13 protein-coding genes are annotated in these 12,648 nt (G+C 70.0%); 7 read left to right on the plus strand and 6 right to left on the minus strand.

Translation table 11 applies throughout. The features are described 5' to 3' along the window. Positions 1-99: 99 nt before the first annotated feature. The gene (locus E3T61_RS11105) at positions 100-1,122 is read right to left on the minus strand and encodes a PHP domain-containing protein (RefSeq protein ID WP_134640916.1); all 1,023 of its coding nucleotides are present in this window, start codon (positions 1,120-1,122) and stop codon (positions 100-102) included. A 90-nt stretch (positions 1,123-1,212) separates the two neighbouring features. After that, positions 1,213-1,533: a hypothetical protein gene (locus tag E3T61_RS11110; protein ID WP_241992515.1), complete on the minus strand. Its 321-nt coding sequence runs from the start codon at positions 1,531-1,533 to the stop codon at positions 1,213-1,215. 143 nt (positions 1,534-1,676) lie between these two features. On the opposite strand from E3T61_RS11110, the gene E3T61_RS11115 reads away from it, so the two are divergent. The 5 genes from E3T61_RS11115 to E3T61_RS11135 all read left to right on the plus strand — a co-directional run bounded on the left by E3T61_RS11115 (position 1,677) and on the right by E3T61_RS11135 (position 5,473). After that, the gene (locus E3T61_RS11115) at positions 1,677-2,264 is read left to right on the plus strand and encodes an HhH-GPD-type base excision DNA repair protein (protein WP_134640917.1); all 588 of its coding nucleotides are present in this window, start codon (positions 1,677-1,679) and stop codon (positions 2,262-2,264) included. Positions 2,265-2,350: 86 nt separating this feature from the next. After that, a complete protein-coding gene (locus tag E3T61_RS11120) occupies positions 2,351-3,067 on the plus strand; it encodes a DUF2461 domain-containing protein (RefSeq protein WP_198418677.1) in 717 nt (238 codons plus the stop codon). 93 nt (positions 3,068-3,160) lie between these two features. After that, the gene (locus tag E3T61_RS11125; protein ID WP_134640919.1) at positions 3,161-3,469 is read left to right on the plus strand and encodes a hypothetical protein; all 309 of its coding nucleotides are present in this window, start codon (positions 3,161-3,163) and stop codon (positions 3,467-3,469) included. Between the two features lie 48 nt (positions 3,470-3,517). Further along, positions 3,518-3,946, plus strand: coding sequence for a DUF1761 domain-containing protein (locus tag E3T61_RS11130; protein WP_134640920.1), 429 nt, complete (start codon positions 3,518-3,520; stop codon positions 3,944-3,946). 51 nt (positions 3,947-3,997) lie between these two features. Next, positions 3,998-5,473, plus strand: a complete 1,476-nt coding sequence (locus E3T61_RS11135; protein WP_338145526.1) for an AMP-binding protein — start codon at positions 3,998-4,000, stop codon at positions 5,471-5,473. A gap of 116 nt (positions 5,474-5,589) precedes the next feature. On the opposite strand, the gene E3T61_RS22335 is transcribed toward E3T61_RS11135, so the two are convergent. Continuing rightward, a complete protein-coding gene (locus E3T61_RS22335) occupies positions 5,590-7,362 on the minus strand; it encodes an FAD-dependent monooxygenase (RefSeq protein WP_134640921.1) in 1,773 nt (590 codons plus the stop codon). A 4-nt stretch (positions 7,363-7,366) separates the two neighbouring features. Then, positions 7,367-7,717: a toxin-antitoxin system YwqK family antitoxin gene (locus E3T61_RS11145; RefSeq protein WP_134640922.1), complete on the minus strand. Its 351-nt coding sequence runs from the start codon at positions 7,715-7,717 to the stop codon at positions 7,367-7,369. Between the two features lie 255 nt (positions 7,718-7,972). On the opposite strand from E3T61_RS11145, the gene E3T61_RS11150 reads away from it, so the two are divergent. After that, positions 7,973-8,779: an ABC transporter ATP-binding protein gene (locus tag E3T61_RS11150; RefSeq protein ID WP_241992516.1), complete on the plus strand. Its 807-nt coding sequence runs from the start codon at positions 7,973-7,975 to the stop codon at positions 8,777-8,779. Next, positions 8,776-11,277: an ABC transporter permease gene (locus E3T61_RS11155; RefSeq protein WP_134640923.1), complete on the plus strand. Its 2,502-nt coding sequence runs from the start codon at positions 8,776-8,778 to the stop codon at positions 11,275-11,277. Before E3T61_RS11150 ends, E3T61_RS11155 begins: the two co-directional genes overlap by 4 nt. Positions 11,278-11,316: 39 nt before the next feature. Here E3T61_RS11155 and E3T61_RS11160 read toward each other — a convergent pair whose 3' ends face one another. Together E3T61_RS11160 and E3T61_RS11165 are read right to left on the minus strand one after the other, a co-directional pair. After that, positions 11,317-12,060: an LON peptidase substrate-binding domain-containing protein gene (locus E3T61_RS11160; protein ID WP_241992517.1), complete on the minus strand. Its 744-nt coding sequence runs from the start codon at positions 12,058-12,060 to the stop codon at positions 11,317-11,319. A gap of 101 nt (positions 12,061-12,161) precedes the next feature. Continuing rightward, positions 12,162-12,572 carry a GNAT family acetyltransferase gene (locus E3T61_RS11165; RefSeq protein ID WP_134640924.1) on the minus strand — a complete coding sequence of 137 codons (411 nt, stop codon included), beginning with the start codon at positions 12,570-12,572 and terminating at the stop codon, positions 12,162-12,164. Positions 12,573-12,648 lie beyond the last annotated feature (76 nt).

Below are 12,648 nucleotides of genomic sequence, written 5' to 3' on the forward strand. Positions count from 1 at the left end.
TCGTGAGTTGCCGGGGCAGCCGGTGTGGCAGGCATCCAACTTATCGAAGCATCCTGACCGGGTGTTGGCGCGGCTCGGTCCGGGCGTGCCGCGGGATGCTCAGCGGCCGGCTCGTGACCAGGCCAGCAGCTTCTCGACCGGCCAGGTTGTCACGATGCGTTCGTGCGGTACCCCGGCGTCGGCGGCACGTTCGGCGCCGTAGGCCAGGAAGTCGAGGTGGCCTGGCGCGTGCGCGTCGGTGTCGATACTGAACAGGCAGCCGGCCTCGAGCGCGAGCGTGATCAGGTCGGCCGGCGGGTCCTGCCGCTCCGGCCTGGAGTTGATCTCGACAGCAACGTCGTTCTCGGCGCAGGCGGCGAACACCCGCTCGGCGTCGAAGTCCGACGGCGGGCGGGTGCCGCGCGACCCGGACACGAGCCGCCCGGTGCAGTGGCCGAGCACGTTGGTGTGCGGGTCACGGATGCCCGCCAGCATCCGCCTGGTCATGGTGATCGAGTCCTCGCGGAGCTTGGAGTGCACGCTGGCGACGACCACGTCGAGCCGGTCCAGTAGCTCGGGGGACTGGTCGAGCCGGCCGTTCTCGAGGATGTCGACCTCGATACCGGAGAGCAGCCGCACCCCATCGGGGCGAGCGTCCGTGTTGAGGTCGGCGACGACGCCGAGCTGCTCCTCCAACCGGTCGGCGGTTAGACCGTGCGCGACGGTGAGAGCGGGGGAATGGTCGGTCAGCGCCAGGTACTCCCGGCCGAGCAGCCGGGCCGCGGAGCGCATCAACTCGATCGACGTGGTGCCGTCCGACCAGTCGCTGTGGCTGTGCAGGTCCCCGCGGAGCGCGTCGCGCAGCTCGGCGCCGCGGGCGGCGAGGGGTTCGGCGCCGCGCCGGCGCAGGTTGTCGAGGTAGTCGGGCAGGCCGTACAGCGACTGCCCGATCACCTCGGCCGTGCGGTCCCCGATTCCCTTCATCGCCCGGAGCCGGCCGTCATGCACCCGATCGGCCAGCTCCGCGGGGTCGAGGTCGCCTATCAGGCTGGCAGCCCGGCGGAACGCCTGCACCTTGAAGGTCGGGGCGAGGTCGCGCTCCAGCCAGAAGGCGATCTCGGAGAGGTCATCGACGGAATCCATGCAGCCATGATCGGCCCGAACCTGTAGAAACGGGAGCCCGGGCGTCGAAAAAACGGGCGCCGAAGAAACGGGCGCCGAAGAACCGGGGTATCAGGCCACGTCGAAGTGAGCCACCGTGAATTCACGATCGATGAGGAACCCGTCGTCTTGCGGATAGAAGACCGCCATCTCGATGTCATCGCCGGCGAAGGCGACGATATCGGCGTAGTCGCGCCAGAACGAGACCGTGCGCACCTCGCACCGGCCGTCCGGCAGGTCGCGGAACACCGTGGCGGCGCCCAGATTGCCCCGGGTCGACCTGTAGTCAGCCAGCCCGGTGCGCTCCATATAGCCTGCGTAGGCCGCACGATCCTCCGGCCTGATCCAACCGGTCCAGCTGCGCATCACGCTGCCCGCAGGGATGTCGAACATGTCAGCCTCCTCTGGCCGGGGCCCTCGCTGCACGGTGCTTTCGGATGGGGCGCTCCGGTTGTCGCCATGGTGGACCCCCGATGCCGTGCTGCCAACCCGCAGCGCACCCTGCGGATCTGTCCAGGCGGTGCGAGACTGGGCTGATGACGCTGCACCTCACCGGCGATACCGCCGCAGACACCCTCCTCAGCGACGACCCATTCGCGCTCCTGCTCGGCATGCTCCTGGACCAGCAGATCGCCATGGAGACCGCGTTCGCTGGTCCGGCGAAGATCCGGGACCGGATCGGCGGCCTCGACCCGTCGGTGATCGCCGCGTACGACCCCGAAAAGTTCGCCGCGATCTTCAAGCAGACCCCGGCAGTACACCGTTTCCCCGGCTCGATGGCCGCGCGGGTGCAGACCCTGGCCGGCGTGGTCGCCCAGGACTGGAACGGTGACGCGGCAGCCATCTGGACCGAGGCCGGTCCGGACGGTGCCGCTCCAGACGGCGCCGAGGTGTTGCGCCGGCTGAAGGGACTTCCGGGGTTCGGTGAGCAGAAGGCCAAGATCTTCCTCGCCCTGCTCGGCAAAAGGCTCGGCGTCACCGCACCAGGCTGGCGCGAGGCATCCGCCCCCTATGGCGAGGAGGGCTCGTTGCGGTCGGTGGCCGACATCGTCGACCCGGAGTCGCTGGGCAAGGTTCGGGAGAGCAAACGAGCGGCCAAGGCCGCGGCTAAGGAAGCCAAGTAACCGTCGGGCCGTATTAGGCACGGGCCAGCGACGCGCTCGGTGCCGGCCGCGAGAGAATGGACGGACGTGACCGAAGGAGCGTGCAGGTGGGCCCCCATTTCAGCGAGCAGACGTTCGACTTTCTCGAGGAGCTCGAGCACCGCAACAACCGCGAGTGGTTCGAGGAGCACCGGAGCGTCTACGAGACCGAGCTGAAGGCCCGGATGCTGGAGGTGATCGACGCGATCAACCTCCGTCTGGACGCTTTCGCGCCCGACTATCTGCGGCCGGCGCCGAAGGCGATGTTACGGATCTACCGCGACGTGCGGTTCTCGAACGACAAGACCCCGTACAAGACCCACCTTGCGGCGAACTGGCCCCGGCAGGGCCTGGAGAAGACCGGCGGGGCCGGGTTCTTCCTGCAGGCGGGGGTGCACGGGGTGATGGTCGCCGCCGGCGCCTATTCGCCGGGTTCGCCGCAATTGCACGCGATCCGCGAGTACCTGCTCGACCACCACGACGAGATGCGCAGCCTTCTCGCCGCGCCGCCCGTGGTGCGGTTGGCGGAGCCGCTGGAGGGACGGCCGCTCCTCCGCGCGCCCAAGGGGTTTCCCGCCGAACATCCCGCCGCAGACCTGCTGCGGGTGCGCAGCTGGGCACTGTTCGCCCGCTTGCCTGGCGACGCCGCGCTCACCGACGGTTTCGTCGACGCCGTCGTCGCACGATTCGAGGCACTGGCCCCGCTGGTCGACTTCCTCAACATTCCGCTGGCGACCGTCACCCCGCTGGAGCGGGAGGCAGCTGCCGGTCGCCGCCGCGCCTGATCGGTTGACCGCTGGCCCGGCGGATGCGGGACAATGGCAGGGAAGAGTGGTCGCGGCCGAACCGGTCCAACGGGCCATCGAAGGAGCTCACAAGTGAATGACCCTCGTGCGAAGATGGACGGTAATCGCCTGCTCTCGTTGGGTGCCCCGCAGTCGGACTGGACGAAAACGCCTGGCCGGCTGCCCGGTTTCTGGGTGGCGGCTCTCGGGCTCATCGTCGCCGTGGTGTATCCGGTTCCCGCGCTGATCGTCGGCGCCGTCGGGCTCATGTTCACCCTGCAGGCATACAGAGTCATCCCCGCGGGAGCGCGGGGCCGTGGCCTCGTCGTGGCAGCGTTGGCGCTGGCCGGGGCAACGGCCGGTGTGGTGGTGCTGCAGTTCGTGCTCGCCCTGCTGATGTGATGGCAGCCCGATAGACCCCCAGCCCGACCAACCTAAGGTGACGATGCCATGTTTCTTGCCGAGCTCAACTGGTGGGCCGTTCTTGTGGCCACACTGGCCGCCTTCGTCGCCGGGGCGATCTGGTTCGGGCCGAAGACCTTCTTTCCGCTCTGGTGGAAGCTCATGGGTAAGGGGCCGACCGAGCAGCCGGGTGCGACCGGCAACATGGCGGTGGTCTTCGGAGCGACATTCGTTGCCGCGCTCGTGGAGGCGATCGCGGTGGCCTCCGTCATCCACTTCGTCGCCGCCACGGATCCCGGCTTCGGCACTGTGCAGGGTGGACTCACGGGGTTGCTGCTCGGCGTCGGTCTGGCGGCGGCGGCCTCACTCTCGCACCGGCTCTTCGCCGGCCACGGCTTCAGGGTCTGGCTGATCGAAGTGGGAAGCGATGTCCTGAACCTCACCATCATGGGCTTGATCCTGGGCAGCTGGCGGTAGGCTCCTGATCCGGCCCTATGCCCGGCCGGGTAGTAGGGGTTTCATGGGGGCATGACGGCAGGAATCAACGCCTCACCCTCCGCCTCGGCATCGCGCTGGCCGCCGATCCAGAAGGACCCGACGACCTTCGCAGTGCGGCCCAACCTTCTCGACTATGAACGGACCAGGGCAGAGTTCAGCTGGGACACGGCTCGCCAGGCGCTGTCCGGGCTGCCGGGCGGCCGCGGGGTCAACATCGCCTACGAGGCCGTGGACCGGCACGCCGCCGGGCCTCTGGCCACGCATGAAGCGTTGAGGTTCGTACGCTCCGACGGCCCGACCAGGTCGCTCAGCTACGCCGAGCTGGCCGAACAGAGCGGCCGGTTCGCCAGTGTGCTGGACAGACTGGGTATCGAGCGAGGTGACAGGGTCTTCTCCCTGTGCGGGCGCATCCCGGAGCTCTATCTCGCCATCCTCGGCACCCTCAAGAACGGCAGTATCTTCTGCCCGCTTTTCTCCGCGTTCGGGCCCGAGCCCGTGCGGCAACGCTTGAAGCTCGGCTCCGGCCGGGCGCTGGTCACCACCCGGGCGTTGTACCGAAAGAAGGTCGCACCGATCCGAGCCGAGCTGCCCGAGCTCGTGCAGGTTCTGCTCGTTGATGCCGACGGTGATCCGGAGCCCGGCACCCTCGATCTGGCGGCGCTGATGGCCGAGGCGCCTCCGTACGGCGACCTGGTGGCCATGCAGCCTGAGGACATGGCTCTGCTGCACTTCACCAGCGACACCACCGGCACGCCCCAGGGAGCGGTGCACGTCCACGACGCCGTCACCTCGCATTACGCCACCGGCCTCTACGCGCTCGATCTGCACCCGGACGACATCTACTGGTGCACGGCCGATCCCGGCTGGGTGACCGGCACCTCATACGGCGTGATCGCGCCGCTCGTGCACGGGGTGACCACTGTCGTCGACGAGGACGAGCTCGACGTCGACCGGTTGTACCGAATCCTCGCCGAGCAGCGGGTGAGCGTCTGGTGCACCGCGCCGACGGCGTTACGGATGCTTATGAAGGCCGGCGCCGCACGCGCCGCAGGCCACGACCTGTCTGCGCTGCGTTTCGTGGCGAGTGTGGGTGAGCCGCTGAATCCCGAGGTGGTGTTGTGGGGCCAGGAGGCGTTCGGGCATCCGGTGCACGACACCTGGTGGCAGACCGAAACCGGCGGGATCATGATCGCGAACTTCGCCGCCACCCCGATCCGGCCAGGATCGATGGGCCGGCCGCTGCCGGGTGTCGAGGCGGCTCTGGTGGCACGGAACGCTGCGGGAAGCCCGGTACTGGCCGATAACGGGCAGGTTCAGCTGGTGACCGAACCGGATGCCCTGGGCGAACTGGCGCTCCGCCCGGGCTGGCCCTCGATGTTCCGGGGCTACCTGCACGACGAAGAGAGTTACCGGCGCTGCTTCGTGGGCGGCTGGTACCTCACCGGCGACCTGGCCAGGCGAGATGCCGACGGGTACTACTGGTTCGTGGGCCGGGAGACGATGTGATCACCTCCTCCGGCCATCTGATCGGTCCGTTCGAGGTGGAGAGCACTGTAATGAACACGAGGCCGTGGCCGAAGCCGGTGTGATCGGCATCCCGGACCCGTGGCCGGCTGGGTCGGCTAGGGGGCCGGCGGGAACGGCCGGGCGCCGAGCGCCAGGAGATAGGCGGCGACCCCGTCGAGGTCGGTGCCGCCCGACCGGTACCCCACATAACCGTCCCAACGCAGCAGGTAATGGGCGGTGCCGGGCCGCCTTCGGGAGGTGGCGGCCGCACGTGGAGCGGCGGACCAGCGCGACCGTGGGGCGGACGGGGTCAGTTCCACGGTGAGCACGTGCGCCCAGCGCGCCTGGAAATCCCGCATCCTGCGCTCTGACGGGCCGTCCGACCAGTCGGTGGCCGGTCCGCAGAGCAGCAGCCTGAAGACCGGCGGGTGCGAAGCCCTGCCGACGTCTGTCGCGTCGAAGGGTACGACCGGCGCCGCCCCCATCCCGGGTTGAGGGAATCGTTCGCCCGGCCGCGGCCCCCGGGTCAAGCGGGGGAGTCCCTCGACGGACAGTCCCGCGCGCGCACCTTTGTCGGCCGAGCGTGGGCTGCGCGGGTAACGGATGCTTAGTTCGGAGATCAGCCGGAAGCTGGCCCGGCGCACCCGAGCGCTGCGCAGCAGCAGCGCGGCAGCTGGAATGACGGGCCCGGCGCGCAGGCCCCGCAACAGCGGGTGCTGGCTGGTCGCCACCCTGAAGGCACGGTCGGTGAAGGCCAGCACCGAGCGTGCCACCGGCATCCGCTCCCGCTCGTAGCTGGCCAGCAGGTCCGCGCCGGCGTCACCACGGCAGACCAGCGCGAGTTTCCAGCCGAGGTTCACGGCATCTTGAATGCCGGTGTTCATGCCCTGGGCGCCGGCCGGGCTGTGGATATGGGCGGCATCACCGGCCAGGAACACCCGGCCGCGCGCGAAGCGGTCGGCGAGTCGGCTGCTGATGCTGAATTCGGTCAGCCAGACCGGGTGGTGCACCAGGATGTCCTGCCCGGTGTACCGAGTGACGGCGGCTTGCGCCAGCGAGAGGGTGACGGGGCCGGTGCGGCTGCCCGGCGGCAGCATCACCAGGAGCCGCCAGCCGGCCGGTGAGCCCAGCGGGAACAGGAACAGCCCTCCGGCTCCGGACAGGTACACGTGCACCCCTCCGGTCTCCAGGCCGTCGGCCTCGAGGTCGGCGAGGAGGAAACGCTGCGGGAACGCGTGGCCGCTGAAACCGATGCCGGCCAGGTGCCGGGTGGCGCTGTGGGCGCCGTCGCAGCCCACAACGTAGCGGGTGCGCACGGTCCGGGCCGGCACACCAGGGGATTCGAGGGTGCAGGTGACGCCGTCGTCGTCCTGGCTGAGTCCGGTCAGCGTGAGTCCTCGACGGATGCCGACACCCGCGCTGGCCAGGCGGTCGACGAGCACCCGTTCCGTGCCGGCCTGCGAGAGGAACAGCAGGAACGGGAAGCGGGTGTCGCCGATGGCCTCGTCGAACAGTGGCACGGCATGGCTGGGTGCTCGACGGCTGGGTGCTGGATGGTCGGGCGCAGCGCGGCTGCGCGCGTGGGCGCTGCCGCGGCGCCGGCCGCGACCGTGCAGCAGCAGGGTCCCGGTCGGATTGCCCGCCGTCACCAGGTCGTCCGCGAGGGAGTTGCGATCGAGGACCTCCAGGGTGCGCGCCTGAATGGCCAGCGCACGGGACTCGTGCACGGCATCCGGTGCGCTGTCGACGATCATCGCGGCGACACCGAGGCTGTGCAGTTCACGGGCGAGGGCGAGCCCGGTGGGTCCGGCGCCCACGATCAGGACGTCGGCATCGAAGGCGGTACCGGTACCGACCCTCCCGTTCGCAGCGTTCCCGGCACCCGCCATCCTGTCACCGTGAAGCGAAACCCGTGGTGCCGGATCCGACCGGTCCTGCCTGGTCCTGCGGTTGCTGCCCGTCCGGAGTCGGGGCCCACGGGCCGAACGAGGTTTCCTTCACCAGCCGTCCGGCGCGGTCCCAGGTGCGCCACATTCCTACCTGATGCCCCAGGTCGAATTCCCCGGAGCGCATCAGCGAACCGTCCGGGCGGAACCACTCCCAGTGCCCGTGGAGTTTGCCGTCGAGCTCGAAACCGTTGGCCTTCACCGACCCGTCCAAGAAGTGGTCGAGACGCGGAACCGGCACGCCGACGCGCGGCGAGGGCACGGGGGACGCCGCGGGGGAGGAGGGTGGCGAGGTCATGCCCCCATGCTGCCCCCGAATGTCCCATCGCTCAACGGCGGTCACCCGCCGTCTCCGACGGGCGTAGGGTTGTAACCCAGACGGGGGTATTGCCGGTGGGGACAGCGTGAGGTCGCCCGCCGGGCCCTGTGGGCGCAGTACCGGCTGACAATCCGTTCCCGGCCTGATGACGCGCCGGTGAACGCGCGGCCGCGCATCCGGGCACACCGACGGATGCACTCGCCTGAGCGTCAACATTCACGCGGGGGAGTGACAATGACCGAAACTCACAGCACAGGTGACACCGCGGTGGCGGCTCGGGCGCTTCGCAAGACCTACGGCCGAGGTGAATCGGCGGTCGCCGCGCTCGCCGACGTCTCGGTGGACTTTCCCCGCGGTCAGTTCGCCGCCGTGATGGGACCGTCGGGGTCGGGCAAATCCACTCTGATGCACTGCCTGGCCGGGCTCGACACCGTCAGCAGCGGCACCGTCTGGATCGACGGCACCCCGATCACCGGGTTGCGTGATCGTGGGCTCACCAGGCTCCGCCGGGAGAAGATCGGGTTCGTCTTCCAGGCCTACAACCTCGTGCCCACCCTCACGGCCAGGCAGAACATCGTTCTTCCCCTGGCGTTGGCACGGCGCCGGGTAGACCGGGCCTGGTTCGACGAGGTCGTGCAGACCCTCGGGCTCACCGGCCGGCTGAAGCACCGCCCGCACGAGTTGTCCGGCGGGCAGCAGCAGCGGGTGGCGGTGGCGCGGGCGCTGCTCGGCCGGCCGGCCGTGATCTTCGCCGACGAGCCCACCGGAAATCTCGACTCCGTGGCTGGGGCCGAGGTGCTCGCGCTGTTGCGCACAAGCGTGGCCCAGTGGGGCCAAACGGTGATCATGGTCACCCACGACGCCGTCGCGGCCGCGTACTCCGACCGCGTCGTACTCCTCGGCGACGGGCGTCTCGCGGGCGAGTTGCACGCCCCGACAGTCGACTCCGTGCTCTCGGCGCTGCACGGTGTGGCGCTGCCCGGTTCGGTGCTGCCCGGTTCGGCGCTGCCTGGTTCGGTGCTGCCCGGTTCGACCCTGTGATCAGGGTCCTCTTCGCCGGCCTGCGCGCCACGCTGGCCCGGCTGCTGGCGACGGGACTGGCGGTGGCACTCTCGGTGGGTTTCGTCGTCGCCACACTGACACTCTCGGCCACCTTCACACGCACTACCGAGGACTCCCTCGCGGCGAGCATGGCCAAGGCTGACGTGCTGGTCACCCAGACGGTGGCCGAGATGGCCAGCTCCGACCCGCGCACCTCCACGGACGTGCTGCTGACCCTGCTGCCGGAGGTGCGGGCTGCCCCAGGGGTGACCGGCGCCGACGTGGAACGGCTCGCCTACGTGGACCTCCGGTTCGGCGAGACCCGCAGTGTGGCGCAGATCGGCGCGGTGCTGGACGAGTCGGTGCGCTGGCAGACCCTCACCTCCGGCCGATGGCCCCAGACAAACACCGAGGCCACGCTCGACCAGGCGTCCGCCGAGTCGCTTCGGGTTGCCGAGGGGGACAGCCTGACGGTCGCCGCCGTCGGGTCCGGGGTGAGCCCCAGCGCCGTGACCGTCGTGGGCATCACCGCCCAGCAGGCCGCCGGCGTAGGCACCGGCGGTCCCGCCCTCCTGATGCAGCCGAAGGCCCTGAACGACCCGGCCCTGTTCAGCCTGTCGACGTCGATCCTGGTCGCCGGCGGTGATGCGGATGCCGTCGCGGCGTCGGTGTCCGACGCCGTCGCCGGAGCGTCAGGCATCGTGGTGCAGACCCGGACAGAGGCCGTCGATCACCAGACCGCCCAGCTCTCAGGCAGTGCCACCGTGCTCACGAGCATCCTGATGGCCTTCGCCGCGATCGCCTTGTTCGTGGCGTCCATCGTGATCGCCAACACCTTCCAGGTGTTGGTCAGCCAGCGAACCAGGGAGCTGGCGCTGCTGCGCTGTGTCGGCGCCGGTGCCGGCCAGGTGCGCCGGCTGATCCTGGGCGAGGCGCTGTTGCTGGGCTTGGTGGCCTCGGCGCTCGGAGTGGGCATCGGCGTGGCCGGGGCCGGCGTGCTGGCTGAACTCAGCCGGGACGGCGCATCCGGTGTGCACCTCGGCCGGCTCCTGATCGATCCGGCGCTGCTGGCCGTCGGGTTCGGGATCGGGGTGCTGCTCACCGTCGGGTCTGCGCTCTCCCCGGCGCACCGGGCGACCCGGGTACGCCCGGTCGCGGCCCTGCGGGCCGTCGCGGCGCCGGCCAGTGTGCGCCAGGGGGTTGTCGGTGCGGTCGTGGCCCTGGCCCTCGTCGGGCTCGGTGGAACCGGCCTGTACCTCGGGGCGACCCGGTCCGGCCTGACGCTGGCGGTTGTGTCCGGCGTGGTCAGCTTCCTCGGCATCCTTCTCGCCTCCGCCCTGTTCATCCCGTGGATTGTGCGACTGGTCGGGTCAACGATCGGCTGGACCTCGGTGCCGGCCAGGCTGGCCGCCCGCAACGCCACCCGCAATCCCGCGCGCACGGCATCGACGGCCGCCGCCCTGCTGGTGGGAGTGACGCTGGTGACGATGATGGTGGTGGGCGTCACGTCGGTGCGCACCTCGATCGGCGACAAGATCGACGAGAAACGTCCAGTCGACCTCACCGTGCAGTCGGTGGACCCGGCGGGGATGACGGTGGAGCAGATCGACGGCATCAGTGCGATGCCCGATGTGCAGTACTCCACCTCGGTGGCCTCGGCCCGGCTCACCATCACCCTGGCCGACGGAGCGTCCGTGGTGTTGCCGGCTCGCGGCGTCGACTCGGCCCAAGCGCAGCACGTGGCCCGGTCGACGGTTCTGCTGCCTGACGACGGACAACTCCTGCTCAATCCCGCGGACGCCGGCGCCATGCAGGACGGCGAGAACGTGACGGTGACCGGAGACGCCGGCAGCGCCGAGCTGACGGTGGCTTTCGCGGCGACCGCGCCGCGCAAGCAAGCGACGCTGACCAAGACCGACCTGCTCGGGTTGGTGGTGACGCCGGTCACCGGGCAGGTGCAGCTGCGGTTGGGTGACGGGATCACCAGCAGCCAGGTGCAGCAGCTGAGCAGCGACATCCTGTCGGTGAGCGAGGCGTTCACCGTGGGCGGTGGGGCGCCGGAGCGCACGTACTACGAGCAGATCCTCGACGTGATGCTGCTCATCGTGCTGGCCCTGCTCACGATGGCGGTGGTGATCGCCTGTGTGGGGGTGGCCAACACAATGGCGTTGTCTGTGCACGAGCGGCGCCGCGAGTCCGCGCTGTTACGAGCCCTCGGCCTGACCAGGGGGCAACTTCGGACCACCCTGGGAATCGAGGCGACGCTGATCACGGTGGTGGCCGCGGCCTGCGGTATCGGGCTGGGCGTGCTGTACGCCTGGGCCGGTCTGTCGGCGGTGGCGCTGCAGGCGCAGAAACTCGCGTTGACGGTGCACCTGCCGTGGACCCAATTGGGAATCGTCTTGCTGGGAGCACTGGTGGCCGGTTTGGTGGCCACCGTCGTGCCGGCCAGTGCGGCGGCGCGGCGCTCGCCGGTGGAGAGCCTCACCCACGAGTAACTGCGTCGACGGCGGGGCGGGCGCGGGGTGCCCCGACGCTCAGGCGTCCGGGTCGTCCGGGTTCAGGTCGTCGGCGTCCAGGTCGTCCGCGTCCAGGTCGCCGGGGCCGGGCACCCTGAACGCGTCGGCGGCCGCTTCGGTGCAGTCGAAGATGGACCGCAGCAGGCCGGCCATGGTGGTGGACCGCAGCATCTCGACCTGGTCCAGTGGACCGACCGGGGCAATGCCGGCCAGCTGCCAGGCGGCCTCGACGGGGTCCTCCGAGAGGGCGACGTTGGCCGACCAGGCGTCGTCGGTGAATTCGCTGGCCAGGGACAGGGTGCGGCGCACGGTCTGCTCGGCGAGCACTCGCAGCGGGGTGAGGGCGTCGTCCCAGACCAGGGCGGGCAGCTCACGCACCACGGCCTGCGGAAACGGGGTGTCCTGACTCCACTCGACAACCTCGATGCGCCGGTCCCCCTGCGCAACCAGGCCGACGAACCCCTCCGGCGCCACCAGCTCGAGCACCTGCGCGACGGTGCCGGTGCTGAACCGGTGTTCGCCGCCGCCCACCTCCTGGCCGCGTTCGATGAGGACAACGCCGAACTCGGCCGGCTCCGATTCCAGGATGCTCGCCAGCATGATGAGGTAACGCTCCTCGAAGACCCTCAGCTGCAACGGCATGTACGGAAAGAGCACGGAGCCGAGCGGGAACATCGGCAGGCCCGACGTGCCCGCGGGCACACCGGCGGCCGGGGTCTCCGGGATCTCAGGCTCGTCGGGTGGTTTCCCCTGTATCGACATGACCCCAGCGAATCACGCTCCCGGAGGAAAACCAAGCACCTTGGCGGCTGGGAATGGCCGGGGACTCGGCATCCGGCTGACAAGTCCGCCCTGCGGGCAGATCAGTCGAGCCGTTTGGAGAGCACGCGCACGTCGGCATCCATGAACCCCAGCCGGTCGTAGAAGCCGGTGACGGCGGTATTCGTCTCGCGCACCATGAGCTGCAGCTTGACGGCGCCGCGCTCGACCAGCCAGGCTTCGGCCGCCTGCATCAGCCGGCGGCCGAGGCCCGTGCCCCGCTCGGCCATGGCCACAGCGAGGTAATAGACCCAGCCGCGGTGGCCATCGTGGCCGACCATCACGGTGCCGACCAGTCGACCGTCGAGGAATGCGCCGAGCACCGTCGACGTCGTGCCGTCCAGCGCGCGACGGAGGTCGGTGGCTGGGGGATTCCACGGGCGGGTGAGGCCGGCTTCCTCCCACAGCGCGGTCACGGCCTCGAGATCGGCGGGGGAGACATCCTTGATCTGCATCGCTCCATTCTGCCGGGCGTTCTGCTGGCCCTGCCGCAGGCACCTGCCGAGCGGTTCCTCACCGGGTTGCCGCGGG

It is taken from the genome of Cryobacterium lactosi (genome assembly GCF_004403945.1).
GTDB classification, from domain to species: Bacteria; Actinomycetota; Actinomycetes; order Actinomycetales; family Microbacteriaceae; genus Cryobacterium; species Cryobacterium lactosi.

Excerpts from the sequence above, each read along its gene's own strand:
- E3T61_RS11135 (WP_338145526.1), top strand. The coding sequence starts at position 3,998 with ATGACGGCAGGAATCAACGCCTCACCCTCCGCCTCGGCATCGCGCTGG.
- E3T61_RS11165 (WP_134640924.1), bottom strand. The coding sequence starts at position 12,572 with ATGCAGATCAAGGATGTCTCCCCCGCCGATCTCGAGGCCGTGACCGCG.
- E3T61_RS22335 (WP_134640921.1), bottom strand. The coding sequence starts at position 7,362 with ATGGCGGGTGCCGGGAACGCTGCGAACGGGAGGGTCGGTACCGGTACC.
- E3T61_RS11150 (WP_241992516.1), top strand. The coding sequence starts at position 7,973 with ATGACCGAAACTCACAGCACAGGTGACACCGCGGTGGCGGCTCGGGCG.
- E3T61_RS11130 (WP_134640920.1), top strand. The coding sequence starts at position 3,518 with ATGTTTCTTGCCGAGCTCAACTGGTGGGCCGTTCTTGTGGCCACACTG.
- E3T61_RS11105 (WP_134640916.1), bottom strand. The coding sequence starts at position 1,122 with ATGGATTCCGTCGATGACCTCTCCGAGATCGCCTTCTGGCTGGAGCGC.
- E3T61_RS11160 (WP_241992517.1), bottom strand. The coding sequence starts at position 12,060 with ATGTCGATACAGGGGAAACCACCCGACGAGCCTGAGATCCCGGAGACC.
- E3T61_RS11115 (WP_134640917.1), top strand. The coding sequence starts at position 1,677 with ATGACGCTGCACCTCACCGGCGATACCGCCGCAGACACCCTCCTCAGC.
- E3T61_RS11145 (WP_134640922.1), bottom strand. The coding sequence starts at position 7,717 with ATGACCTCGCCACCCTCCTCCCCCGCGGCGTCCCCCGTGCCCTCGCCG.
- E3T61_RS11110 (WP_241992515.1), bottom strand. The coding sequence starts at position 1,533 with ATGTTCGACATCCCTGCGGGCAGCGTGATGCGCAGCTGGACCGGTTGG.